The organism is Devosia sp. (assembly GCF_036563435.1).
Lineage (GTDB): Bacteria > Pseudomonadota > Alphaproteobacteria > Rhizobiales > Devosiaceae > Devosia.
In genome coordinates this window covers 50567-70665 of sequence record NZ_DATCMJ010000020.1, presented here as the reverse complement: position 1 = coordinate 70665, position 20099 = coordinate 50567, and the positions used below count along the sequence as shown (strand labels likewise).

At 64.3% G+C, this 20099-nt stretch carries 29 protein-coding genes and 1 tRNA gene; 22 read left to right on the top strand and 8 right to left on the bottom strand.

The window, feature by feature from the left end:
- The first annotated feature begins 50 nt into the window (after positions 1–50).
- Positions 51–422 carry a hypothetical protein gene (locus VIL88_RS17830; RefSeq protein WP_331990966.1) on the top strand — a complete coding sequence of 124 codons (372 nt, stop codon included), beginning with the start codon at positions 51–53 and terminating at the stop codon, positions 420–422.
- A 75-nt stretch (positions 423–497) separates the two neighbouring features.
- Here VIL88_RS17830 and VIL88_RS17825 read toward each other — a convergent pair whose 3' ends face one another.
- A complete protein-coding gene (locus VIL88_RS17825; RefSeq protein ID WP_331990965.1) occupies positions 498–980 on the bottom strand; it encodes a hypothetical protein in 483 nt (160 codons plus the stop codon).
- Positions 981–1228: 248 nt separating this feature from the next.
- Here VIL88_RS17825 and VIL88_RS17820 point away from each other — a divergent pair, with 248 nt between their 5' ends.
- The 18 genes from VIL88_RS17820 (at position 1229) to VIL88_RS17735 (ending at position 9466) form a co-directional block, all read left to right on the top strand.
- On the top strand, positions 1229–1567 hold the full coding sequence (locus VIL88_RS17820) for a hypothetical protein (protein ID WP_331990964.1): 339 nt from the start codon (positions 1229–1231) through the stop codon (positions 1565–1567).
- Positions 1564–1935 carry a hypothetical protein gene (locus tag VIL88_RS17815; protein WP_331990963.1) on the top strand — a complete coding sequence of 124 codons (372 nt, stop codon included), beginning with the start codon at positions 1564–1566 and terminating at the stop codon, positions 1933–1935. Before VIL88_RS17820 ends, VIL88_RS17815 begins: the two co-directional genes overlap by 4 nt.
- A gap of 61 nt (positions 1936–1996) precedes the next feature.
- Positions 1997–2329: a hypothetical protein gene (locus VIL88_RS17810; RefSeq protein ID WP_331990962.1), complete on the top strand. Its 333-nt coding sequence runs from the start codon at positions 1997–1999 to the stop codon at positions 2327–2329.
- Between the two features lie 72 nt (positions 2330–2401).
- Complete coding sequence (locus VIL88_RS17805) at positions 2402–3124, top strand: hypothetical protein (RefSeq protein WP_331990961.1); 723 nt, start codon at positions 2402–2404, stop codon at positions 3122–3124.
- 74 nt (positions 3125–3198) lie between these two features.
- Positions 3199–4365 carry a hypothetical protein gene (locus VIL88_RS17800; protein WP_331990960.1) on the top strand — a complete coding sequence of 389 codons (1167 nt, stop codon included), beginning with the start codon at positions 3199–3201 and terminating at the stop codon, positions 4363–4365.
- Complete coding sequence (locus tag VIL88_RS17795; protein WP_331990959.1) at positions 4365–4889, top strand: Clp protease ClpP; 525 nt, start codon at positions 4365–4367, stop codon at positions 4887–4889. The genes VIL88_RS17800 and VIL88_RS17795 overlap by 1 nt, the downstream gene beginning before the upstream one ends.
- Positions 4889–5281, top strand: coding sequence for a hypothetical protein (locus tag VIL88_RS17790; protein WP_331990958.1), 393 nt, complete (start codon positions 4889–4891; stop codon positions 5279–5281). The genes VIL88_RS17795 and VIL88_RS17790 overlap by 1 nt, the downstream gene beginning before the upstream one ends.
- Complete coding sequence (locus tag VIL88_RS17785; RefSeq protein WP_331990957.1) at positions 5278–5625, top strand: hypothetical protein; 348 nt, start codon at positions 5278–5280, stop codon at positions 5623–5625. Before VIL88_RS17790 ends, VIL88_RS17785 begins: the two co-directional genes overlap by 4 nt.
- Positions 5625–6026 (top strand): hypothetical protein, encoded by a 402-nt coding sequence (locus VIL88_RS17780; RefSeq protein ID WP_331990956.1) that lies wholly within the window; start codon positions 5625–5627, stop codon positions 6024–6026. Before VIL88_RS17785 ends, VIL88_RS17780 begins: the two co-directional genes overlap by 1 nt.
- On the top strand, positions 6026–6244 hold the full coding sequence (locus tag VIL88_RS17775) for a hypothetical protein (protein WP_331990955.1): 219 nt from the start codon (positions 6026–6028) through the stop codon (positions 6242–6244). The genes VIL88_RS17780 and VIL88_RS17775 overlap by 1 nt, the downstream gene beginning before the upstream one ends.
- A complete protein-coding gene (locus tag VIL88_RS17770; protein ID WP_331990954.1) occupies positions 6244–6696 on the top strand; it encodes a hypothetical protein in 453 nt (150 codons plus the stop codon). Before VIL88_RS17775 ends, VIL88_RS17770 begins: the two co-directional genes overlap by 1 nt.
- Entirely contained in the window at positions 6693–6848 is a 156-nt protein-coding gene (locus VIL88_RS17765) for a hypothetical protein (RefSeq protein WP_331990953.1), read from the top strand. The genes VIL88_RS17770 and VIL88_RS17765 overlap by 4 nt, the downstream gene beginning before the upstream one ends.
- Positions 6849–7256: 408 nt before the next feature.
- On the top strand, positions 7257–7394 hold the full coding sequence (locus tag VIL88_RS17760) for a hypothetical protein (protein WP_331990952.1): 138 nt from the start codon (positions 7257–7259) through the stop codon (positions 7392–7394).
- Positions 7391–7633, top strand: a complete 243-nt coding sequence (locus VIL88_RS17755; protein ID WP_331990951.1) for a hypothetical protein — start codon at positions 7391–7393, stop codon at positions 7631–7633. Before VIL88_RS17760 ends, VIL88_RS17755 begins: the two co-directional genes overlap by 4 nt.
- On the top strand, positions 7633–7905 hold the full coding sequence (locus VIL88_RS17750) for a hypothetical protein (RefSeq protein WP_331990950.1): 273 nt from the start codon (positions 7633–7635) through the stop codon (positions 7903–7905). Before VIL88_RS17755 ends, VIL88_RS17750 begins: the two co-directional genes overlap by 1 nt.
- Positions 7905–8234 (top strand): hypothetical protein, encoded by a 330-nt coding sequence (locus VIL88_RS17745; protein ID WP_331990949.1) that lies wholly within the window; start codon positions 7905–7907, stop codon positions 8232–8234. The genes VIL88_RS17750 and VIL88_RS17745 overlap by 1 nt, the downstream gene beginning before the upstream one ends.
- A gap of 56 nt (positions 8235–8290) precedes the next feature.
- The gene (locus VIL88_RS17740) at positions 8291–8530 is read left to right on the top strand and encodes a hypothetical protein (protein ID WP_331990948.1); all 240 of its coding nucleotides are present in this window, start codon (positions 8291–8293) and stop codon (positions 8528–8530) included.
- Between the two features lie 111 nt (positions 8531–8641).
- Positions 8642–9466 (top strand): metallophosphoesterase, encoded by an 825-nt coding sequence (locus tag VIL88_RS17735; RefSeq protein ID WP_331990947.1) that lies wholly within the window; start codon positions 8642–8644, stop codon positions 9464–9466.
- Between the two features lie 135 nt (positions 9467–9601).
- Here the strand turns inward: VIL88_RS17735 and VIL88_RS17730 are convergent, their stop codons facing one another.
- Together VIL88_RS17730 and VIL88_RS17725 are read right to left on the bottom strand one after the other, a co-directional pair.
- Entirely contained in the window at positions 9602–10216 is a 615-nt protein-coding gene (locus VIL88_RS17730) for a hypothetical protein (protein WP_331990946.1), read from the bottom strand.
- A 296-nt stretch (positions 10217–10512) separates the two neighbouring features.
- The gene (locus tag VIL88_RS17725) at positions 10513–11352 is read right to left on the bottom strand and encodes an ATP-dependent DNA ligase (RefSeq protein ID WP_331990945.1); all 840 of its coding nucleotides are present in this window, start codon (positions 11350–11352) and stop codon (positions 10513–10515) included.
- A gap of 167 nt (positions 11353–11519) precedes the next feature.
- Between VIL88_RS17725 and VIL88_RS17720 the strand changes: the two genes are divergently transcribed.
- Positions 11520–11888 carry a hypothetical protein gene (locus VIL88_RS17720; RefSeq protein ID WP_331990944.1) on the top strand — a complete coding sequence of 123 codons (369 nt, stop codon included), beginning with the start codon at positions 11520–11522 and terminating at the stop codon, positions 11886–11888.
- 892 nt (positions 11889–12780) lie between these two features.
- On the opposite strand, the gene VIL88_RS17715 is transcribed toward VIL88_RS17720, so the two are convergent.
- From VIL88_RS17715 to VIL88_RS17705, 3 genes are all read right to left on the bottom strand, one after another.
- Positions 12781–12857, bottom strand: a tRNA-Met gene (locus tag VIL88_RS17715).
- A gap of 78 nt (positions 12858–12935) precedes the next feature.
- Positions 12936–14390 carry a UdgX family uracil-DNA binding protein gene (locus VIL88_RS17710; protein WP_331990943.1) on the bottom strand — a complete coding sequence of 485 codons (1455 nt, stop codon included), beginning with the start codon at positions 14388–14390 and terminating at the stop codon, positions 12936–12938.
- A complete protein-coding gene (locus tag VIL88_RS17705) occupies positions 14390–15625 on the bottom strand; it encodes a putative DNA modification/repair radical SAM protein (protein ID WP_331990942.1) in 1236 nt (411 codons plus the stop codon). Before VIL88_RS17705 ends, VIL88_RS17710 begins: the two co-directional genes overlap by 1 nt.
- Before the next feature lie 435 nt (positions 15626–16060).
- On the opposite strand from VIL88_RS17705, the gene VIL88_RS17700 reads away from it, so the two are divergent.
- Positions 16061–17011: a ring-cleaving dioxygenase gene (locus VIL88_RS17700; protein WP_331990941.1), complete on the top strand. Its 951-nt coding sequence runs from the start codon at positions 16061–16063 to the stop codon at positions 17009–17011.
- A gap of 168 nt (positions 17012–17179) precedes the next feature.
- Positions 17180–17470 carry a hypothetical protein gene (locus VIL88_RS17695; RefSeq protein WP_331990940.1) on the top strand — a complete coding sequence of 97 codons (291 nt, stop codon included), beginning with the start codon at positions 17180–17182 and terminating at the stop codon, positions 17468–17470.
- A gap of 59 nt (positions 17471–17529) precedes the next feature.
- Here the strand turns inward: VIL88_RS17695 and VIL88_RS17690 are convergent, their stop codons facing one another.
- Positions 17530–19533: a VWA domain-containing protein gene (locus VIL88_RS17690; RefSeq protein WP_331990939.1), complete on the bottom strand. Its 2004-nt coding sequence runs from the start codon at positions 19531–19533 to the stop codon at positions 17530–17532.
- Positions 19530–20087: an RNA polymerase sigma factor gene (locus tag VIL88_RS17685; protein WP_414650167.1), complete on the bottom strand. Its 558-nt coding sequence runs from the start codon at positions 20085–20087 to the stop codon at positions 19530–19532. The genes VIL88_RS17690 and VIL88_RS17685 overlap by 4 nt, the downstream gene beginning before the upstream one ends.
- Between the last annotated feature and the right edge of the window lie 12 nt (positions 20088–20099).

The window sequence follows — 20099 nt, the reverse complement described above, 5'->3', positions numbered from 1 at the left end:
AAGCGGGCGGTCGTCAACGTCCGCACCCCTTCCGAAATCGAGGCCCGTCAATGCCCCCCCCTACCAAGCCCAAGCAGGAAGTACGCCGGCAGCGCGTCATAGATATCGGCAAGGCGCTGCACGGCGAGCGTTTCACCGCCGCCCTGGCGGCTGGCATGGGCGTCTCGCAGGTCCTGGTGTCCCACGTCGTGGTGGGGCGCCGGAACGTCACCGACGATTTTGAGCGTGCCCTCGCCGCCCATATCGACGCCGTGATGCCGTCACGGATGACCGCGCTGCGCAAGGCTGCGGCGGCACGCGGTGCGATCGGGTACGAGCATGGGGAGCAGCCGTCCATGACGGTGACCGGTGGCATCCCCGCCGGCCAGACCGTGGAGCCGGCGCCCGAGCCCGACGACGACGGCCCGTCATTCTCCCCCTGACAATACTACCCACAAGCACAGAGGCCCGCTGGATCGCTCCAACGGGCCTCTTATTTTCGGGCGGCTTATCCCTGCTCAGGCGGCGTATGCCATCTCCGGCGCCGGCTCCGCGTCCGTCACGTCGACGGACATCTCCTGCCGTTGCCGATACGCGCGCACGCTGTCAGCATCGGCGGCCAGGACGCCGCGGATAGACCGCTGGCCACGCAGGTGCGCCTGCAGGGTGGCATCGTCCGCGCACATGACCCGGGCCAGCATGCCCCTGTCCATGGCAGCTAGCCACTCGATCCTGCCATCGGGAACGTTGGCCAGGTCGGCTTCGGTCACCCTGTCGGCAGCCATCGCGCCGGCCAGGCGGCGGAGGTTTGCAAGGCCGTTGTCGGCAGCCTGGATGACAGCCGCCGGCTCGTCGACCGTGACGGCGTCACTCCCCGCGCCAGCACCGGTGACGGTACCCACGACCGTGCGCGCCACCAGCCTGCCGGTCTTGCCGCACCATTCCCAGACCGTCTTCATAGCGCTCAGCATGCGGCCCAGCGCCGCCAACAAATTCCGCATCTCGAATCCCTCCAACAAAGCCGTAGACCCGACTCATACCCGGCGGGCTGGCAACCCACAAACCGGCCCGGCAAGTCAGCGCAACGCACGAAAATCGCGTTAACCAGGAAAATTTTACCCCCAGCAAATCACTGGTCACCGTCGAACTTCACCACGGAACATAACCGGAAAGTGGGGAACTTCGGCTTACCCCTTTGCGTGACTCAGGCACCGGACGGCCGGATGATTTTTCCGAACGAGGAAAAGCCATGCCGTCCTTCCGTACACCCCGCCGCCCCGCCGTCCGCCCGCCGTCAGAGGTGATCGAGCGCGATGACGATTCCGTCGTCGATGCCGGCGCTGTGAAGGAAACGGCGTTCGTGACGCAGATGTTGGCCGACCTGCCCATCCACGTGCCGGCAAAGCGCACCGTCCGCCGGACCTTCGGTGCTCCGTCGCCCTTCGAGAAGCCGGCTCCCGCGAGGGCTGACGACGAGCGCGCTCGGATCAAGGCCATGACCGACGCCGAGTTCGAGGCTTTCGTGGCCGGCGAGGGTTTCGAGATGAGCCACTGGTTTGTCGACGGCTGGAAGGAGATGCGCAAGTGAGCGCCTTGGCCGAATCCTTCCAGCGCGTTGCATTCGCCCTCGAGCGCAGGGATTTCACCGGCGTGACCGAGTCCGATCTCGCCGCCGTCAGCCATGAGCATGCGAACAAGCTTTACCGCGCCTGGGTAGCGGGCGGGAAAGTGCCTCTTCCCCTGCACGATCCCGAGGACGGAGATGACTGCGTCAAGGAGGTCCTCGTCCGCGTCGCGACCCGCACGCTGAGCACGGATGGCAAGCGCTTCCGTATGAGCATCGAGCATGAAGGCCCACTCAAGCTGTTCGCCGGCGACATGATCTTCATCCGGCGCGCGAGCCCGCTGCCCGACCCCGAGCGCCTTCCGCCCGGGCCACCACCCGAGCGTCGCTAGCACCCTTGCCCCCGGCCATTGCGCCGATCCGGGGGCTGACAACAGGCGCAGGAGAGAAAACATGAAAACCGATACCGCCGCGACCGTGGTCTCGCAGGTCCTGGGCAACTGGGGCTTCCACCACGAGTCAGTAGGCAATGACATCGAAATCGAGATCGAGTTCGCCGTCGAGGGCGCCGCGACGACGCGTCAGCGCCTGATGGTGTTCCACTCCGTGGAACTCTACGGCGATGACGGCGAGCCCAACGGGCACACCTTCTCGACCGCCGCGACCGAGCTTGTCCACGCCCTCGAGGTGAAGGCCGCCAGTGCGATTGCCGCTGTTATCGAGACGGTCGGCGCAGTCCCTTCCGGGGCACCGGTTCCCCCGATCACCCTCAAGCCCAAGATCTAGCCGCCTAGCCCCCACCGGTTTGCCAACCGCCCCCTTCACCCCCGTGAGCCGCTACGGCTCGGAGACCAGAAAATGAACAAGACCACCTCTACCAAGAAGCCCCGCCCGTCCCGCAGCAAGGCCGCCATCGCCGCCCGGGCAGCAGCCAAGGGTGAAACCGTCGTACTGACCGCGGAGCAGTCCGCCGAGATCGAGGACGCCGCCGCCCGTATCGAAAAGCTCACCAACATTGCCGACGCCAAACAGGTCCGCATCGAAGTGCTGGAAGGCAGCGTCACGACGCTCGAAGACAAGGTGAAGGGCCTGGAAGCCGCCCTCGAGGAAAGCCGTGACGGCGTCACGCTCTATTCGGAAAAGGCAAAGCAGCTGCAGGCTGATCTCAACCACCAGGGACAGCTCTATAACGACCTGAAAGCCCGCTACGATGAGCTAATGCCGGCGCTCGAGATCGCTCAAGAGAAGGCAGCGCTGGCGGACGATGCGCTCGCCAAGATCGCCGAGCTGCAGTCCGACGCCGCCAAGATGCAGAGCAGGTTCGACGTCACCCTCGCCAACGCGAACCGGCTAGGTGCAGAGGTTCACTCGCTGGAGAAGAACCTCCGTCAGTCCAAGGCCAACGCCGAAAGCCTTGCCGCCGAGGACATGAAGACCCTCGAGGAGCTGACTGCCACCAAGCAGGAGCTCACCAAGGTGCGCGACGAACTGATCAAGACGAAGCTCTCCAACGACCGCCTGGTTTCCCAGAACACCCTTCTCACGACCCGCGGCTTCTGGGCCCGCCTGTTCAACCGCTAGTCGCCGCACCGGGTCCCTGCCAACCGACCCTTCCATCGGCACCCCGTGAGCCCCCAGGGCTCGGAGACCGACCCATGAAAACGACCGAAAAGCCTTTCCTCTACGCTGATATCGAGACCATCCCGTCCGCCGACCCGAGCGTGTTCGGCGAGATTGTCGAACGCTTCCCGGCACCCGTCCTGAACCTGGATAGCATCAAGGCCGATGGCCGGTTCAAGGACCTCGAGAAGATCGAAGCCGACGTCGCCGCCAAGCGTGCGAAGGCCATTGAAGACCACGCTGCCGCCGGCGACAATGTCTACGACAACATCCAGGAAGCCTACCGCAAGACGGCTCTCGATGGCGCACAGGGGCACCTCGCATCGATTGCGTGGGCGTTCGACGAGCACACCGTCGTCGCCCTGCACAACACGGCGCTGGAGGGATTCACGGCGCAGAAGAGCTACGCGATTCATGATGCCGTCCTCGCCGGCGAACGCGAGCTGCTGACCGAATTCTTCGCGGAGATCGAGGATCACCTGTTCAACCTTGCCCATGCTGCCTACGAGCAAGCTGTCGCCGAAGACAAGTACGAGCCCCCGGCATCCAACATCGTGGATATCGAGCCGTTCGCTGTCCCCCCCGTCCTCGTTGCCCATTTCGCCGACTTCGATATCCGCTTTATCTGGCAGCGCGCGATCGCCCTTGGTGTCACCGTGCCGGAATGGTGGCCCGTCAATGCGTCAAAGTACGCCACCGACAAGGTCCAGGACACCATGCAGATGTGGGCCGGCCCGTCCGGACGCATCGGCCTCGACCGCCTGTGCAGGGCGCTTGGTGTCGCCGGCAAGGGCGACATGGACGGCAGCGGTGTCTGGGATGCGGTCAAGGCTGGCCGCATCGCCGAGGTCGTCGAGTACAACTGCGGGGATGTCCGCCGGCTCAGGAGCGTGCACCGCAGGATGCGCGGGTTGGCGGTACTGGCGGGCGACGTGTCTGTGCAGCCGCCCGCACCGGCCCCGCCTCTGACGCAGGAGCAGATCGACAAGGGCTGGGACACCGTCAGGGAGCACGTGGAGAGCCTCAACGGCGATCCGGTCACTTACATCGATCCCGACTCCTTCGAGTTCGACGAGGCAACCAGCACGATCCGCCTCGTCCCCGGCAATGCCGAGCTCACCGTCACCGAGAAGACCGAGGATGGCTGGACGGCAGAGGGCGTCATCGTCGTCGATGCACCCGCCGGCGAGGGAGCACGTTGATGGACAACAACGTTTTCACCATCGCCAGCGCCATCACCACCCGTATGGCGGACAGCCTCACGGACACCAACGGCAGCCTCGTCATGTTCGGTGGCGAGGACTTCACCCTCCGTATCAACTCCCCCGGGGGCGACGCCATGGCCGGGCTGCGGATGCATGCGTACCTCAGCCGCTATCCGGGCAAGATCCGCGTCGAGATGGGCGCCATGGTTGCCGGGGTCGCTTCCCTGGTGGCGATGGTGGGCAGCGAGATTGTCTTGCACCCGAACTCGATCCTGCACCTGGTGATGCCGCGCCAAAGCGTCGTCGATGGCACCGCGGAGGAGCTCCTGCGCGTCGCCGATCAGCTGGACCTCATGTCCGACAGGATCGCGAACATCTACGCGGCGAGGACGGGAAAGGACCAGGACGAGATACTCGCGCTCATGCTGGACGAAACGTTCTTGGACGCCAGCCAAGCGCTGGAGATGGGGTTCTGCACGGAGATCTCGAGCGAGCTAGCACCCGTGGAAGGAGCACGCTGATGGAAACGCCACGTCCTGTCTGGAACCACAAGACCCCCGAAGACATCGCTCGCTGGCTCCTGTCTCACTCGGTGACGGCGATCACGCTCCACCGAGAGATGACCGGTAACGAGACCTCCGAGGAGTGGCTGGAGCTCCATGACGATCCGAGCACGATTTTCAGCTGGGGCAAGAAAGCCGAAAGGGTGTCGCTGCGCGTGCCCGTAGATTTCCTTGGCACACGTTGGGATCACACTACCGAGGTGATCTTCGCCCCCGACCATCGCCACCTGGTGGAGGTGAAGGACGCCCTTCGCAAGACTGCCGACGCTATCGACGCGTGGGAGGAGAAAAACCAACGTGACAGGGCCGAATTCGAGCGCCTCAAGCTCAAGTTCGGGGGTGCATCATGACCCGCTCCACCCACACCTCCGTCTACCTGGCGATCTCCCGCGCTGCCCATGACGAGATCCGCGGCAAGCTGGAGGCCGCCGGCTACCAGCACGCGATCGATGGCATCGAGCTCGACATGCACGGGTTGGCACTGATCACGACCGAGCCGGCGCCCGGGCAGCAGGTCATCAACATCCTCGACCTGCCTGATGGTCCGGCGGAGATCCCGCTCGGCCAGGACCAGATGATCCCCTGGGAAGGCGACCGGATGTATCGCGACGGCTCGCCCGCGCCCCACAGGGACCAGCCCAAGCCCGAGTTCGACGATTGGTGGGAACACCCGCTCGATAAGGGAGACAAGTGATGGACAAGGTAACCGACTTCGACCTCGTCAAGCTGCGCCGCTCCCTCGAGGACGAACGGAAGCGCTTCGCTCCCGTCGCCCATGTCAACGAGGAGAAGGTGGCTTACAACGCCATGCTGCTCTCCATCGTGGACGAACTGCAGGCCCTCCGCTTCGCCGCCATTCCCGGCACCGCTCCGGACTACCAGGAGTGGTGCTTTGTCCGCGAGAGCGACTGGGAGAATAACTCCAACATCAGGAGCCTTGCCGACAAGTTGCGCGCCGAGGGTGGCAACTGGTTCCGGGTCACCAAGGAGGGCAGCCGTTACTATGTGGACGCCTGGAGGACCCGTCCTGCTCGCGAGGCCGGCTTCGTGGTGTTCCCCTACGACATCACCGGTCCTGACGGGGAGGCATTCTGATGACCGACTTCACCTCCGAGATCGCCGTCGCCAAGCAGATGCGCGGAAACATCAGCACATGGCGCCATCAGGCAACGGTTGCCTGCGCCGTTAACCCGACACTCTGGATCGCGGTCCAGGGGGTGTCCCTCCATGCCTACCTCGCCCAGCTGGACGCACTCGACGCGGAGTGCGTGAAGGCGCTGGAGCGGATGCAGCCGAAGGAAGGAGCAGCGTGATGACCGAGTTCCCCAAGGTCCACCACTATGCCAATGGCCGCTGCCGGAATTGCGGCGAGTACCGTCCCGAGGGACTGACCGACCGTAAGATCTGCGCCAAGTGCGCGGAACATCCGGACGATGTGCTCGCTGCCATGGCCGCCCTGGAGATGGTGGACTATCACGGGTCGGAATGGGCAGCCGAAAGCCTGCTGGAAGGCTTCCGCAAGGTAGGCTTCCAATTGGTGCCGGTCGACCAGGACGCCGGCGCCGCGGACCGCGTAGACCCCGTCCGCTTGCTCTGGGACGCTTGTGCCGCCGCCGGTAGCCAGGCTGCCTGGGCGAAAGCCCATAGCTTCTCCGCTCCCTTCGTCGGCGACGTGTTGGCTGGGAATCGCGCTCCGTCCGACCGCCTTCTGACCGCGCTCGGCTGCCGCCGGGTCTTCTACTTCGTGAAGGGAGCGGCAGCATGACCGAGTTCACTGAAATCGATCCCTACCACTACGTCCTCGCCCGGGCAGAGATGCGCTACGTGCACATCCCCGAGCTACTGGCCCTTCTCGCTCAGAACGCCCACGTCGTCGAGGGTGTCGCCAACGGACCTTCGGGGCGGGGCAGGTCGTGACCCGGAACGCGGATGGCAGCTTCGAGGTGTTCGACGGCGCCATGTCCAGGGCGATCACCGAAGCAAAGGCAATAGCGGGGATCGTCCGCAGCGATCCCAAGCCCGCCGGTTTCGACTGGCGCGCCCAACAGCAGCGGCTGCCTCGTGTCCGCAAGGGACCGCCGGCGCAACGCTCCAGGAGGCGCGCATGAGCCGCAATGCCTCCCACATAGGTCATCGCGGTTCCGCGACCGCCCGTATGCCTGCCCCCGTCATTCCGGCACGCCGTCACGGTCACGGCGTCACGCCGGCGCCGGCGATGCGGGACTGCCTGCACTGCGGGAAGCCGTTTTTCTCGCGCTCGGCAGCCAATGTTGTCTGCGTCATCTGCAGGAGTGAGAGCACGGCGAAATTCGAGGGAGGACTGTGATGGACGATAACCTTACGCCACGCCAGCGCCGCGCGGGTCTCATCGTCGATGGTCTGCTTCTGGCGTTCTTCCTTGCCGTTGTCGGCAGCTTCTTCTGGCAGGTGGTCAGCTACTCCATTTGGAGGGCTGCATCATGATCATCGACGACACCTTCCTCCCGATCGACAGCGCGCCGCGCACCGGCGTCCTGATCATCGTCCGCCACGAGGACGTCGGCACGTTCCCCATGCGCTGGAGCAATACCGCCACCAACGACGTGTTCGTGCCCGGCGTGGTCGGCATGTGGGTCATGGACGATCAGATGACCTGGCGCGACGACCGGGACGGCCTGTCCCACTGGAAGCCGTGCCCAGGCGAACTCGGGAGTGTGCACTGATGACCGCCCCCAAGTACATCTCCCGGGCGGCCATGGAAGCCAGCCGCTGGTTCTCCCGGAGCCGCTGGAAGCAGCTCGGCGTCATCATCCCCGCCGATGCTGTTCCCAAGGACCACGGCTGGAAGCGGGACACCAGCATGCAGCGCGGCTTTGCCTTTCCCGTGTTCTCGGAGGACCAGGGCACGCGGAAGAAGCCCAAGCCGGTGCCGGAGGTCGATCAGCTGGCCATCGAGCAGGCGTTCCTGCCGGCTGACCAGGGGAGCCTGTTCTGATGCGCGGCCAGGAAATCCTCCCCTCCATAGCCTGGGCACCTGACACTGATCCGGCCACGATCCGCCAGATCGAGGACGCCATCCTCGCCCTGGACGCCCGCGCCCACGGAAACGGGCAGCGCGTGCTCCATCCCCTGGAAGCCGACCGGCGCCTGGCGGCCTTCATCGCGAAGCACGGGTCGGCAGCCGCTGCCGCCCGGGCGCTCGATATCAGCCGCGGCACGCTCTACGACATGCAGTGCGGGCGCCGGAAACTGTCGCCTCGCGTGCAGGCGGCGATCGGTCTCCGCCGCATTCCTCCGCAGCCCGAGCGGTACGAAGAAATCTAAGTTTGTGGCTTGCATGTCGGCGGGCAATTCTTGGCCACACATCGATGGAGAGACCGATGCAGTTCCTGACCCGTACAGCCACCGCCCGCTGGGACCTTGCCCGTACTGTAGCCGCCGTGCTGATCGAGAATGGGCACAGCATCGACCAGGCCAACGCCCACCTCGTTAGCGAGCGCGACTATTGCGTCTACATCGAACAGGCGCTGCTTGACGAGATGGCCAAGATCGCCGCCGAGGATCTGGCTGCCGCCGGCCAGGGCATCATCGGCGAGATCCTCCAGGACCTCGCCGCCTGATCATCCCAGTGCGCCGGGTGCATAGGCTGCCTATGCACCCGCTGCATCGTAATGACGGGTTCGTCCCGTCCTCTACCCAATCCCATTTTCGGGCAGACTACAGGACCCCCCATGCGTATCTGGACCATCTCCGACTTGCACACTGAGTTCGGCCCGTGGGAGCCGCCTAACATCCCCGATGCCGACGTGTGCCTCCTCGCCGGCGATATCGCCAAGGGCGCCGTCCGCTCGATCGACTGGATTAAGACCAACATCCTGCCGCACATGCCGGCGGTGATGGTGCTGGGCAACCACGAATTCTACGGCAGCTCTATCCAGCGCGAGCTCCGCCTGGCGCGCGAATATGCGCCTGTCGCCGGCGTGCACCTGCTCGAGAACAGCGGCGTCGAAATCGACGGCGTGCGCTTCCTTGGGGCGACGCTCTGGACCGATTACGATCTCTACGCGAAGGGCGACGAGAGGCTGCTTGATCGCTACATGGACATCGCGAACAAGGGCATGAACGACCACCAGACCATCAAGGCCAGGGACTTCTCGACGATTCCTTTCGAACCAGAGCACGCCCGGGCGATCCACCTGCAGTCCGTCGCTTGGCTGGACGAGGCGTTGTCGGAGGAGCACGACGGCCCCACCGTGGTGGTGACCCATCACCTGCCGTCGAACCTCTCGGTCGCCGACCGGTTCCGGGACGAGACGCTGTCGGCAGCCTATGCGTCCAACCTCGACTGGCTGATGGAGAAACACGGGCCTGCGCTCTGGGCGCACGGGCACACTCACGACAGCTGCGACTACGAAATCGGATCGACAAGGGTGCTGTGCAATCCGAAGGGCTATCCCCCGGAGAAGCGTGCCCGCGTGCAGCGGGACGAGAACCCCGATTTTGACCCGGGGCTGGTGGTCGAGATCGGCGAACCCAGGCCCAAACTGGGGATGTGATCACGGGTTGGCGAGCGTTCTTGCGACACGCCAACTGCCTCCTATCTATGCGTCAGGCTGATGCGCGATCCCTCCACGCAGCATCGGCAACAAGAAAGGCCCTGGCGCTTCATAGCGACGGGGCCTTTTCTTTGGCTACAGCGTCCGCGGCTGCAGGTACTGGCTGTAGTGTTCGTAAGGTCCCTCGAACCGCCAGTCGAGGCTATGAACTTGGTCGGGTAGCCTCATCGCTTCCCAGAGGTGGCGGGTCATGATCTTGACCACCTCCAGGTCCGCCTTCGCCCGCATCACGGCGCCATCCTCGTCCTTAGCGAACATGAACCACATCGTGCGGAGCATAGACCTGACCTCGCCCTTGGGCATCAGCTGCGCGTAGTCGAGATCCAGTTCGGCCACCGCGCCATGCCCTTCGGTGGCGTGCAGCAGGTGGGCGACGCCGATCACCAGGCGACCGCACTGGACCGCGTTATAGTAGATTTGGTAGTGCCTGCCGTAGTCCGGACCCTCGAACCCGAACTCGACCCTCGGCATCTCCTCGAACGAGAACGGGCCACCATGCATCATCGTGTTGATGATCTCGCCGAACCTCTCGAAATCCGACCACACGATCCGGTGCTGGGGTTCGAGCAGCGTGGTGCCGTCCGCCTCGACCGACGCCGGAGGGTTGTGCTGAGGCTCGCGCCGGCTCCCGGTGCGAATGCCCTGCAGGACGTCCTTGTATTCTCGCTCTATCTTGCTGCCGCCGAACATGCCTTGCCCCCTGTTTCGCCGGGGACGGTAGCAGCCTGGGCAGCGTCGCGGGAGGGTCAGTACGTGTTAACGTTCGCTTAACGCGTAGTGATTTCGGCATCCGTTTTATGGCGCACGAAAAGCGAAGCTAAGAGGACTTAGCTTCCAAAACGACGCGGAAACGCACGGATTATTTTCAGAATTCTTGTCGATCCACATTCAGACGTCTTAGCCTCTGCGGTATGGTGGGGCTGATATCGGAACAGAACCAATGGTTTAACGTCTTAATCAACTATGTCCAAATTGGAGACAGTTGGTCAGCGCTCGATCTCGACGCCCTGGACGACGGCATGCCGCATCTTGTCCGACCCCTTGAGATAGCGGACCTTGGCCGTCATGCCCGGACGGAGCCACGCGGCTTTCTTCTTCAGGCCGACCAGCGGCGCCTCGGTCACCGTCTGCCCCTCCACGTACCGCCAGAAGGCCGAGCGCAGGCGTCCCGGCAGTCCGATGAACGCGGTCCCCTGGTAGCCCGCCTCGTTGGCCAGCAGGGCATAGGGCACGCCGGCCTTGTCGCGCTCGCTACCGATGACCGCCATGGTCGACGTGGTCCAGCATTTCGTCTTCTTCCACGCGTCGCTGGCGCCCGACCAGTACCGGCTGCCTTTCTTCTTCGAGACCATCCCCTCCAGGTCGTGGCTGCTCACCAGGTCGAAGAACGCCTGCCCGTCGCCGTCGTATTCGTCGCTCATGACGATGCGGCTGCCGGGCACCTGGGAAACCAACAGGCGCAGCTTGGCTCGCCGTTCCTCGAGGGGCGCCGGGCGAAGGTCCTCGCCGTCGAGGTGCAGCAGGTCGAACGCGAAGAACACCAGGTCGCCCGGACGGGACTTGATCGCTGCCGGCAGCGCGGAGAAGTCGGTTACTCCACGCTCGTCCTGGACGCATATCTCGCCGTCGATGATGGTGCGGCGGGCGGGTATGCCGCGGGCGGCGGTAGCGATGGGCTGGAACTTGTCCGTCCAGTTGTGGCCGTTGCGGGTATAGGTGGTGACCGCTCTGCCGTCGACGTGCAGCTGACACCGATAGCCGTCGTACTTGATCTCATGCAGCCAGTCGCCGCCGGCGGGCGGCAGGTCGACCAGCTTGGGCTGCATCGTAGGGATGAACTTGAGTGTAGGGGTAGATTCTGAGTCCGGTGCGGCTGACCGCTTTTTGCGGGTGGCTGGGCTTACGCCCGCCATGGGCTACTTGTACTCATACGAGTCGAGAACTCGAATCATTTGAATCGGTTGCGCCCGGTCGTTGTGATAGTGAATCGGGCATGAGTGACGACCTGACCGACCTGATGGCCCGCCTTGCTGCAGGGCCGCCGGTTGACTACGAACCCCATCAGCCGGCGCGTATTCCGAAGCCGATCTATAACCTCTCCGTCGACGATCCGGACGAGCGCTCGATCATCCTGATCATCCGCACCGGTGGCGACGGGATCGTCCGCGGCATGATCTCCCTGCCGCAGTGGTATGAGCTGCCGGAAATGTGGGACGGCCCGCACCTGATGGCCGACGCGCTGCGCCTGGCGGACGACTACGCCTGGCACTATGGATACCATGGCATCGCGATCGATATCGAGAGCTCGCAAATGTGGGACCCGGCCTGGGGCCAGCTCGTCACGAGTCACGAGCTCGACTGATCATTCCGTCTTGGGCGCCGGTGCCGAGTACAACTCGTCCCGCCACAGCTGTGTCCGCTTCACCCCGGCGGGCCGTCGCACTGTCAGCATGCCGACATCGTCGGAGGTGGGATAGCGCTGCTTCACTGACCAGAAATCCGCTTTGCCGCAACGGGGGCAGCGTCCCCCGAACAGGTCGGCGATGAACGTGTCCGGGCTGTAGATGGTGACCAAATCGGTGGCTAGGTAAGCTCGAGCCTGCCGGCACAGGTGGCATTTGCAGACGAGCAGCAACCCTTCTTTTGCGACCTGCCCGATTCCTGGACGGTAGAATTAGGAGCTGGGCGGGCTGTTCGTCATGCGGACAACATGAACGGAACGAGAACAAACGGCAAGCCAACTCAGGGCTAATCCACGCTATCCACAGTGTGCACAGCCATCGGCGAAACTTTTGCACACATGGATTATCGTTTCACACCAGCGGGTTAGGTAGCCATGGGGTTAACAAAACGTTAATCGAACACGATTTCACGGGTAAAAGTCGCGCTGACTCGAGCGGGCCCAGAGCACATCAGCTATAAGTAGGTTGTTGGCAGCGGGACGGGCAGCCTGGAAGCATCACCCGTCCCCCCGCTATGCCGGAACGCCGACTGGTCGGAGTAGGGATGTCTGGGCCGCATAGGGCCTGGGCATCCCCCCAGCGACCGGGATCATCGCGCAGCCGAGCCCCGATGTGAAGTAAAATCCCTGGAACATACATAGACCCGTCCGCCGGCGCCGGAGGTCTGTGGAAAACCATTAACGCTATCGCGTGATTGCCGTGGTTTGTCCCGGATTTGTCCCAGCCGGCGATTTGTCCCCGTGGCCCGGATAAGGAAAACGCCGGAAACCCTCGGGTCTCCGGCGTTTTTATTGGTAGCGAAGCCCAGATTTGAACTGGGGACACACGGATTATGATTCCGCTGCTCTAACCAACTGAGCTACTCCGCCACAAGGGCAGCCGGGTTTGGCCGGCGACGCGACTTACTAAGTTTAGCACACTTCGCTGTCAAGCCGCTAGCATCGGCTTTAATGCCGTGTACCGATGCTGGCGATGGCCTGCCGCACGAGGATCAGGTCGTCCTCGAATTTCTGCTGCTCGCGGGCCTTCCCTTCAACGTCCGGAATGCGCAGGAGATAGGAGGGATGGTTGGTGACGAAAAGCACCGTGCCGTCTTCGAGCTCGATGGGTGCACCGCGCAGCTTGCTGATGGTGGCGGTCTTGCCCAGGAGGCTGGTTGCCGCGGTGGCGCCCAGGGCAACGATGACCTTGGGCTTGACGAAGCCGATCTCGAGATTGAGCCAGAACTTGCAGGCGGAGACCTCGCCCGCATCGGGCCGCTGGTGGATGCGCCGCTTGCCGCGCGGCTCGAACTTGAAATGCTTGACCGCATTGGTGACATAGACGCGGGCGCGGTCGATGCCGACCTTTTCGACGGCCGCATCGAGCACCTTGCCGGCCGGACCGATGAACGGCTTGCCCGCCAAGTCCTCCTGGTCCCCCGGCTGCTCGCCCACAAACATCACATCGGCATGGGCCGGGCCTTCGCCAAACACTGCCTGCGTCGCGTGTTCATAGAGCGGGCAGCGCCGGCAGCCCTGGACGGCGGCGCGCGCATCGGCAAGGCTCTGGATCTCACCCTCGGGCTCGGCCACCTCCGGTTCCCGCGCCTGCTGGCGCAGATGCCGCGACGGCGGCTGCGTTGCGGTCCTTTCGATCATCTCGGCCTCCATCTGCCGCGCGTTGCGGATCAAAGGAGCAATGAGTTCCGCCTCGGGCAGGTTGCGCCAATACTTGACCGGCATCTCCGATTTCATCATCGAAACCTTGAGGCGCGCTGGATTGAAGATGGAGGAAAAATAGGTCTTCCAGTCCGCTTCCACGGCATCGTCGCTGGGCACGTCGCCCTTCTGGCCGCCCGGGCCTAAGGCGAGGCTTTCCCCGTCCCAATAAGCGCTGCGATAGGGCGTGATGATGGCCCACATCATGCCGTCGAAGCGGCGCACGAAGAATGGCGCCGTCCGCTCCAGCGTAAAGTGCTCCGGTTCGAACCAGGCGGCATAGCGCTCGAGGCCGCTGTCATCGACGATGGATTTGAAGCGCACGAAAGCCTTCATCTTGTGGCTGTCGCGGCGCACGGCGCTCGCCATGCGCGTCAACCAGTTGAGGTCCGGGTCGGAGGCCGATTGCATCAGCCCCCGGTCCTCCAGCAGCCGCCAGAGAAAGCGGTACAGGACCGCGAAGCGCTCCGGATCGCTGTGGTTGATCGCTTCCCTGGCCAGCTCGACAAAGGCGGCCGGCACATTGCCGACGGGGACGTCGCCCGAAGGCAGCATGTCGTCGCCCGCCTCGAACAGCCCGCTGTCGTCGCCAGGCAGGCGCCAGACCACGTCGCCGGGCCGCATTCCGGCCGCCAGCAGTTGGCGGGCCTTTGCGCGCCATTCCTCGAAATCGTTGAGCCCGTTGATGCGCGCCGACAGCATCAGAACAGGCTCAACTGTTCCGGCTCTGGCGTCAGCCGCGCCCGCAGCCTCGCATCATCGGTGAGGCTGCCCGGCGTCCAGTCGGCGGCCTCGATAAAGGGCCGCACCTTGTCCACCGTGCCGGCAATCGCCGCCACGTCGGCAAGTCGCAGTCGGTGGTGCCGCCGCGTGGAAAGGATGCGCTCGACGCTCCTGGTGCCAAGCCCGGGCACGCGCAGCAGCATTTCCTTGTCGGCCCGGTTGACGTCCACCGGGAAACGCTGCCGCGCCTTGAGCGCCCAGGCAAGCTTGGGGTCGATGGCAAGGTCGAGGTGGCCATTCTCGCCGCCCGAGACGATCTCGGGCACGTCGAAGCCATAGAAGCGGATCAGCCAGTCGGCCTGGTAGAGTCGGTGCTCGCGCATCAGCGGTGGCGGCCTGAGCGGCAGGCGCGACGAGGAATCCGGAATGGGCGAGAAGGCGGAATAGTAGACCCGGCGGAGCTTGTAGCCCGAATAAAGTCCGGCCGCGCGATGGAGGATCGCCCCGTCATCGGCGGCGTCGGCCCCCACGATCATCTGGGTCGATTGCCCGGCCGGGGCAAACTTCGGCTTTGCCGCCTTGGCCTTCTTGTCGGGCGCCGCTTCGTCGAGCTTGCCCCGCACATTGGCCATGGCGGTCCGAATCTCGCTCGGCTTCTTTTCGGGCGCCAGGGTTTCGAGACCGATATCGGTGGGCATCTCGATATTGGTGGACAGCCGGTCGGCCCAGCGCCCCGCCTCGGCCAGCAGTTGCGGCGCTGCATTGGGGATGACCTTGAGGTGGATATAGCCGGCAAAGTGGTGGTCCTCGCGCAGGGAGCGCGCCACCCGCACCAGTTCCTCCATCGTATAGTCGGGCGAGCGGATGATGCCCGAGGAGAGAAACAGCCCCTCGATATAGTTGCGCTTGTAGAAGTCGAGCGTCAGCTTGACCACTTCCTCCACGCTGAAGCGGGCGCGCTGGACGTTGGAGGACGAACGGTTGACGCAATAGATGCAGTCATAGACGCAGAAATTGGTGAGGAGGATCTTGAGCAGCGAAATGCAGCGCCCGTCCGGCGCATAGGAATGGCAGATGCCGCTGCCCTCGGTGGAGCCGATGCCACCCGTGCCGGCGCTGTTGCGCTTTTCCGTGCCCGACGAGGCGCAGGACGCATCATATTTGGCGGCATCCGAGAGGATAGCAAGTTTCCGGCGCAGGGTCAGCGCGGCCATGTTTGTTCCCTTTACGTTCAGGTGAAGGGATAACGCAGCGGGATCGTAAACGCATATCAAAAAGACAGGTCTGAGCAGATTGTGATCAGGGCGAACGGAAGCGCCGCCTGTGATGCGGTTGTCGAGCAGCGATGGCGAGACCGCGGTGTCGAGGGGTAGAGTGTGAAGGGAGATCGCGAGCGTCATTTCCGTGCAGGCGGGAACCTCCCTCGATGTGGCAGGGGGATTCCCGCTTTCGCGGGAAGGACGTGGTGGGAGGCTAGTCTGGTTGGTGGGGGTGCGCCACAGGCGCGGACAGAGGAGGCACTCCACCCAAGCATCGTTCAAAAATCCGCACCAATCTGTCGGAACCGTCTACCTCCTCAACCGTGCGCTGATCCTCTACATCTTGTTTCCAACAAGACGCGGCACCCCGCGCCGTTCAGGAGACAGATCATGACGCTCGAATTCGGAGGCATCCACCACCTCACTGCCGTTACCGCCGAGGCCAAGAAGAACCTAGCCTTCTATACCGGCACGCTGGGCATGCGGCTGATCAAGAAGACGGTGAACCAGGACGACACTACCGCCTACCATCTGTTTTATGGCGACGGCGTCGCCTCGCCCGGCGCCGACCTGACCTTTTTCGATTTCGATGCCCCCCGGGAATCGCGCGGCAACCACACGGTGGGCCGCACCGGCCTGCGCGTCGACAGCGAGGACACGCTCAACTGGTGGAAGAACCACCTCCAGGGCAACAATGTCGGCACCAGCGCCATCAAGGAGCGCAATGGCCAACTCTCGCTCGATTTCGAGGATTTCGAAGGCCAGCGCTTCCGCATGGTGATCGACAGCGCCAACAAGGTCGTGCCCTGGGCTAAGTCGCCAGTGCCGGCCGAGCGGCAGATCATCGGCCTCGGCCCCATCACGCTGTCGGTGCCGCGGCTCGACCGCACCGCCGCCGTGCTGACCCAGGTGCTCAACATGCGCAAGGTGCGTGAATACGCCGCCACCAGCCATACGCCCGAAACCCATGTCTTCGAGATGGGCCCCGGCGGCCCGGGCGCCGAACTGCATGTTGCGGTCGATCCCAGCCTGCCCATGGCCCGGCCCGGTGCCGGTGGCGTCCATCACGTCGCCTTCCGCACGCCGGACCAGGACACGTTGCGCCAGTGGATCGAGCGCATCAACAAGGCCGGCATCCGCTCGAGCGGCGAAGTGGAGCGCTTCTATTTCACCTCGCTCTATTTCCGCGAGCCCAACGGCATCCTGTTCGAGATCGCCACCGACGTTCCCGGCTTTGCCGCTGACGAACCGATGGAAACTCTGGGTGAATCGCTGGCCCTGCCCCCCTTCCTCGAAAGCCGCCGCGCCAGCATCGAGGCTAACCTCAAGCCGTTGGTTTGAGGGGTTTTCCATCAACGCACGTTACCCTCGGGCTTGACCCGAGGGGACTGAACTGGCGAAGGCACCGCAAGTGTAGAGCCCTCGGGTCAAGCCCGAGGGTGACGATCGAGAACGCCGGACCACGAAGCTCCATCTTGCCATCGCCACGCGCTCCGGCAACACTCGGGCATGGCCACAATCCTTCGCATCGTTCCCCGGCTCCTGGCCGTCCTCTGCCTCCTGGCCCTCCTGCCGTGGACGCTGGGCATCCCCGGCACGGACAACGCCTATGCTCGCGGCTGGAGCATCGGCTTTTATGCAATCATCCTCTATCTGGTGTTCTTTTCCGCAACGGTCCTCCTGAGATCGCTGCGTCGCTGGCTGCCCGTACCGACCACAACGCTGGACTATCTCAGGTTCGCCGCTGTGGCGGCGTTTATGGTGGCTCAGTTCATCGCCTGGCCGCTGATCCTGAGCTAAACCACCAGCCGCCACCCTCGGGATCGACCGAGGGTGACGATCGCGGTTGTGGGTGCCCGCTATTCGCACGTCCCATGCACCTGGCATACGTCGCTCGCCGTGTCCGGATAGGTTGCCGTATCCGGCTTGAGCAGTGATGCCGTGTCGATGAGGTTGATGAACTCGGCGCGATAGCCGCTTTCATCCGCGCCGCGTCCGGAGCGGGCCAGCGCCTCAATCGCGTCCCAGGGCATGTGCCCGCCATATTCACTGCCCTTGAGCTTCTGCCCGAAGGCTGCGACGGCTGCCGCAAAGCGCATGTCCTCGCCCGCCTCGCTGATGTCGCCATAGACGACGCTGGGCGTCACCGCCTGCTCGATCAGCTGGCTGACCTCGCTCTCGGGCAGCTTGAAGCGCATGCGCAGGAAGCCGATCTCGTCGCTGTCGGCCTGTGCCGGCGTTTCCTGCCCATAGCGCAGTGGATCGATCAAGGCGCCCTCCGAACCGGCTGGGGTGATCTCGTAAAGCGCCGTCACCGTGTGGCCGGCGCCGATATCGCCGGCATCCACCCGGTCATTGTTGAAGTCTTCACGCTCGAGGTGGCGCGTCTCGTAGCCGATCAGCCGGTATTCGCTGACCACGGCCGGATTGAACTCGACCTGGATCTTGACGTCCTTGGCGATCATGTCGAGCGTGCCGCCCATTTCCTCCACCAACACCTTCTGTGCCTCGCGGAAGCTCGAAATATAGCTGGCATTGCCGTTGCCGCTCTGCGCCAGCGCCTGCATCGTGGCGTCGTCCAGATTGCCCTGCCCGAAGCCGAGCACCGAAAGCGTAGTGCCGCTGTCGCGCTTGCCCTTGATGAAGTCGGCGAGCGCCTCGGGATCGTCGATGCCGACATTGAAGTCGCCGTCAGTGGCAAGGATCACCCGGTTGGTACCACCCGCCACCTTGGCCTGCTCGGCCAGCCGGTAGGCGAGCTCGATGCCCTCTGCCCCTGCCGTGCTGCTCCCTGCCGCAAGATTGTCGAGCGCCGACAGGATCCGCGCTTTCTCGGTCGCCGGCGTGGGCTCCAGCACCACGCCTGCCGAACCGGCATAGACGGCAATCGACACCGTGTCGTTGGCGGAGAGCTGGTCTACCAGCAGCGCAAAGGCGCGCTTGAGCAGCGGCAGCTTGTCGGGCTCGTCCATGGAACCCGACGTATCGATCAGGAACACGAGGTTGCTGGGCCGGTCCACGCTCGGCTCCGGCACATAGCCCTTGATGCCGATCTGCAGAATCTGCGTCTGCGGGTTCCACGGCGTCGGGTAGACGGCCAGTGTCGGCCGGAACGGCTGTTCGGCGCTTTCGGCCGTCGGATAGTCATAGGGGAAATAGTTGATCAGCTCCTCGATGCGCACCGCATCGGGCTCTGGCAGCAGCCCGTCCTCGAGCATGCGCCGCGTATAGCTGTAGCTGGCGGTGTCGACATCGATGGAGAAGGTCGAGACAGGCTCGTCCACCACGGCCTTGAGCCGCTGCTCGTCGAAGCTTGTGAAGCTGTCGCCGCTTTCTTGCGGTGCCTGGCTCAACATGGGCGGCGGCGCGAAGCTCTCGCTTTCCATCAGCGCCCCCGAAGGTACCGGAGCGGCCGCCATGCTGGGTGCGGGCGCAACCGGCGCCGGAACGGGCTCGGGCATGGCGACGGCGTCGGCTGCCGCATCCAATTCTGCGGTGTCGGCGACCGTCTGGTTCGGCGCGGCGGCCTCCCGGCGGGCCGGTGCCTCCGCCGCGATCTCCGCCGGCGTCATCGAGGTGGTAGAATAAAGCTGGTAGCCGAGCGGCAGCGCGACCAGCGCGATGGCCATGGTGCCGAGGGGTATGCGCATGTCCATGATCGTGTTCCTTGTCCAGGAGGTGATGATGGACGTGAGACGCTGGCCCGCATGCGTTCCTTGGGGCGGTGCCATTGTTTTTTTCTGAGCTTCCTCGAAGGCATTCCTGGCCGCAGCCAGCGCCCGTTGCCGCGCTTCGGCGCGCGGTTGCGGCGCTTGGGCGCTCCGGAGCTGGTCGAATGGATCGGGCATGTCGTTCTTGCTCATAGCAGCCCCCTCAGGGTCTTGCGTGCTTCATGCACATGCCAGGACACCGTGGCTTCCCTTATGCCCATGATCTCGGCCGCCGCGGCATGGCTCAACTCCTCGGCATAGACCAGCAGCACCGCGTCGCGCTGCTTTTCCGGCAGCGCCCGCACCGCCGCCCAGAGCTGGCGGCTGGTGGCAGCCTCCTCCTGCTCGGCCGGCTGGTCCTCGGGACGGATGTCGCGATAGGCCTCCGCGTGGCGGCCGCGGCGCTTTCCCGCCCGCTGCATGTCGCGCACGGCATTGAGCGTGATGCGGTAGACCCAGGAGGAAAAGGCGCTGCGTCCATCGAACCCGGCAAGGGCCGCGCCGAGCTTGATGCAGACCTCCTGCGCGATATCCTCGGCATCGGCGCGGTTGCCGCACCATTTCCAGGCGGTTCGGTGGATCAGGTCGTAGTGGTCCTCGACCAATTCGCCGAACGCCTCGGCGTCGCCATTCTGCGCGCGCGCCACCAGCGCCCGCGTCAATGCTTGCGCCGGGTCGGGCGGAGATGCGGCAGTCAGTCCCAGCATGGATCCATACAC

Coding starts and splice junctions, on each gene's coding strand:
- VIL88_RS17755 (WP_331990951.1), top strand. CDS start 7,391: ATGATCATCGACGACACCTTCCTCCCGATCGACAGCGCGCCGCGCACC.
- VIL88_RS17765 (WP_331990953.1), top strand. CDS start 6,693: ATGACCGAGTTCACTGAAATCGATCCCTACCACTACGTCCTCGCCCGG.
- VIL88_RS17740 (WP_331990948.1), top strand. CDS start 8,291: ATGCAGTTCCTGACCCGTACAGCCACCGCCCGCTGGGACCTTGCCCGT.
- VIL88_RS17705 (WP_331990942.1), bottom strand. CDS start 15,625: ATGGCCGCGCTGACCCTGCGCCGGAAACTTGCTATCCTCTCGGATGCC.
- VIL88_RS17735 (WP_331990947.1), top strand. CDS start 8,642: ATGCGTATCTGGACCATCTCCGACTTGCACACTGAGTTCGGCCCGTGG.
- VIL88_RS17795 (WP_331990959.1), top strand. CDS start 4,365: ATGGACAACAACGTTTTCACCATCGCCAGCGCCATCACCACCCGTATG.
- VIL88_RS17805 (WP_331990961.1), top strand. CDS start 2,402: ATGAACAAGACCACCTCTACCAAGAAGCCCCGCCCGTCCCGCAGCAAG.
- VIL88_RS17800 (WP_331990960.1), top strand. CDS start 3,199: ATGAAAACGACCGAAAAGCCTTTCCTCTACGCTGATATCGAGACCATC.
- VIL88_RS17760 (WP_331990952.1), top strand. CDS start 7,257: ATGGACGATAACCTTACGCCACGCCAGCGCCGCGCGGGTCTCATCGTC.
- VIL88_RS17820 (WP_331990964.1), top strand. CDS start 1,229: ATGCCGTCCTTCCGTACACCCCGCCGCCCCGCCGTCCGCCCGCCGTCA.
- VIL88_RS17750 (WP_331990950.1), top strand. CDS start 7,633: ATGACCGCCCCCAAGTACATCTCCCGGGCGGCCATGGAAGCCAGCCGC.
- VIL88_RS17745 (WP_331990949.1), top strand. CDS start 7,905: ATGCGCGGCCAGGAAATCCTCCCCTCCATAGCCTGGGCACCTGACACT.
- VIL88_RS17700 (WP_331990941.1), top strand. CDS start 16,061: ATGACGCTCGAATTCGGAGGCATCCACCACCTCACTGCCGTTACCGCC.
- VIL88_RS17785 (WP_331990957.1), top strand. CDS start 5,278: ATGACCCGCTCCACCCACACCTCCGTCTACCTGGCGATCTCCCGCGCT.
- VIL88_RS17770 (WP_331990954.1), top strand. CDS start 6,244: ATGACCGAGTTCCCCAAGGTCCACCACTATGCCAATGGCCGCTGCCGG.
- VIL88_RS17710 (WP_331990943.1), bottom strand. CDS start 14,390: ATGCTGTCGGCGCGCATCAACGGGCTCAACGATTTCGAGGAATGGCGC.
- VIL88_RS17775 (WP_331990955.1), top strand. CDS start 6,026: ATGACCGACTTCACCTCCGAGATCGCCGTCGCCAAGCAGATGCGCGGA.
- VIL88_RS17780 (WP_331990956.1), top strand. CDS start 5,625: ATGGACAAGGTAACCGACTTCGACCTCGTCAAGCTGCGCCGCTCCCTC.
- VIL88_RS17720 (WP_331990944.1), top strand. CDS start 11,520: ATGAGTGACGACCTGACCGACCTGATGGCCCGCCTTGCTGCAGGGCCG.
- VIL88_RS17825 (WP_331990965.1), bottom strand. CDS start 980: ATGCGGAATTTGTTGGCGGCGCTGGGCCGCATGCTGAGCGCTATGAAG.
- VIL88_RS17690 (WP_331990939.1), bottom strand. CDS start 19,533: ATGAGCAAGAACGACATGCCCGATCCATTCGACCAGCTCCGGAGCGCC.
- VIL88_RS17725 (WP_331990945.1), bottom strand. CDS start 11,352: ATGCAGCCCAAGCTGGTCGACCTGCCGCCCGCCGGCGGCGACTGGCTG.
- VIL88_RS17830 (WP_331990966.1), top strand. CDS start 51: ATGCCCCCCCCTACCAAGCCCAAGCAGGAAGTACGCCGGCAGCGCGTC.
- VIL88_RS17810 (WP_331990962.1), top strand. CDS start 1,997: ATGAAAACCGATACCGCCGCGACCGTGGTCTCGCAGGTCCTGGGCAAC.
- VIL88_RS17790 (WP_331990958.1), top strand. CDS start 4,889: ATGGAAACGCCACGTCCTGTCTGGAACCACAAGACCCCCGAAGACATC.
- VIL88_RS17685 (WP_414650167.1), bottom strand. CDS start 20,087: ATGCTGGGACTGACTGCCGCATCTCCGCCCGACCCGGCGCAAGCATTG.
- VIL88_RS17695 (WP_331990940.1), top strand. CDS start 17,180: ATGGCCACAATCCTTCGCATCGTTCCCCGGCTCCTGGCCGTCCTCTGC.
- VIL88_RS17730 (WP_331990946.1), bottom strand. CDS start 10,216: ATGTTCGGCGGCAGCAAGATAGAGCGAGAATACAAGGACGTCCTGCAG.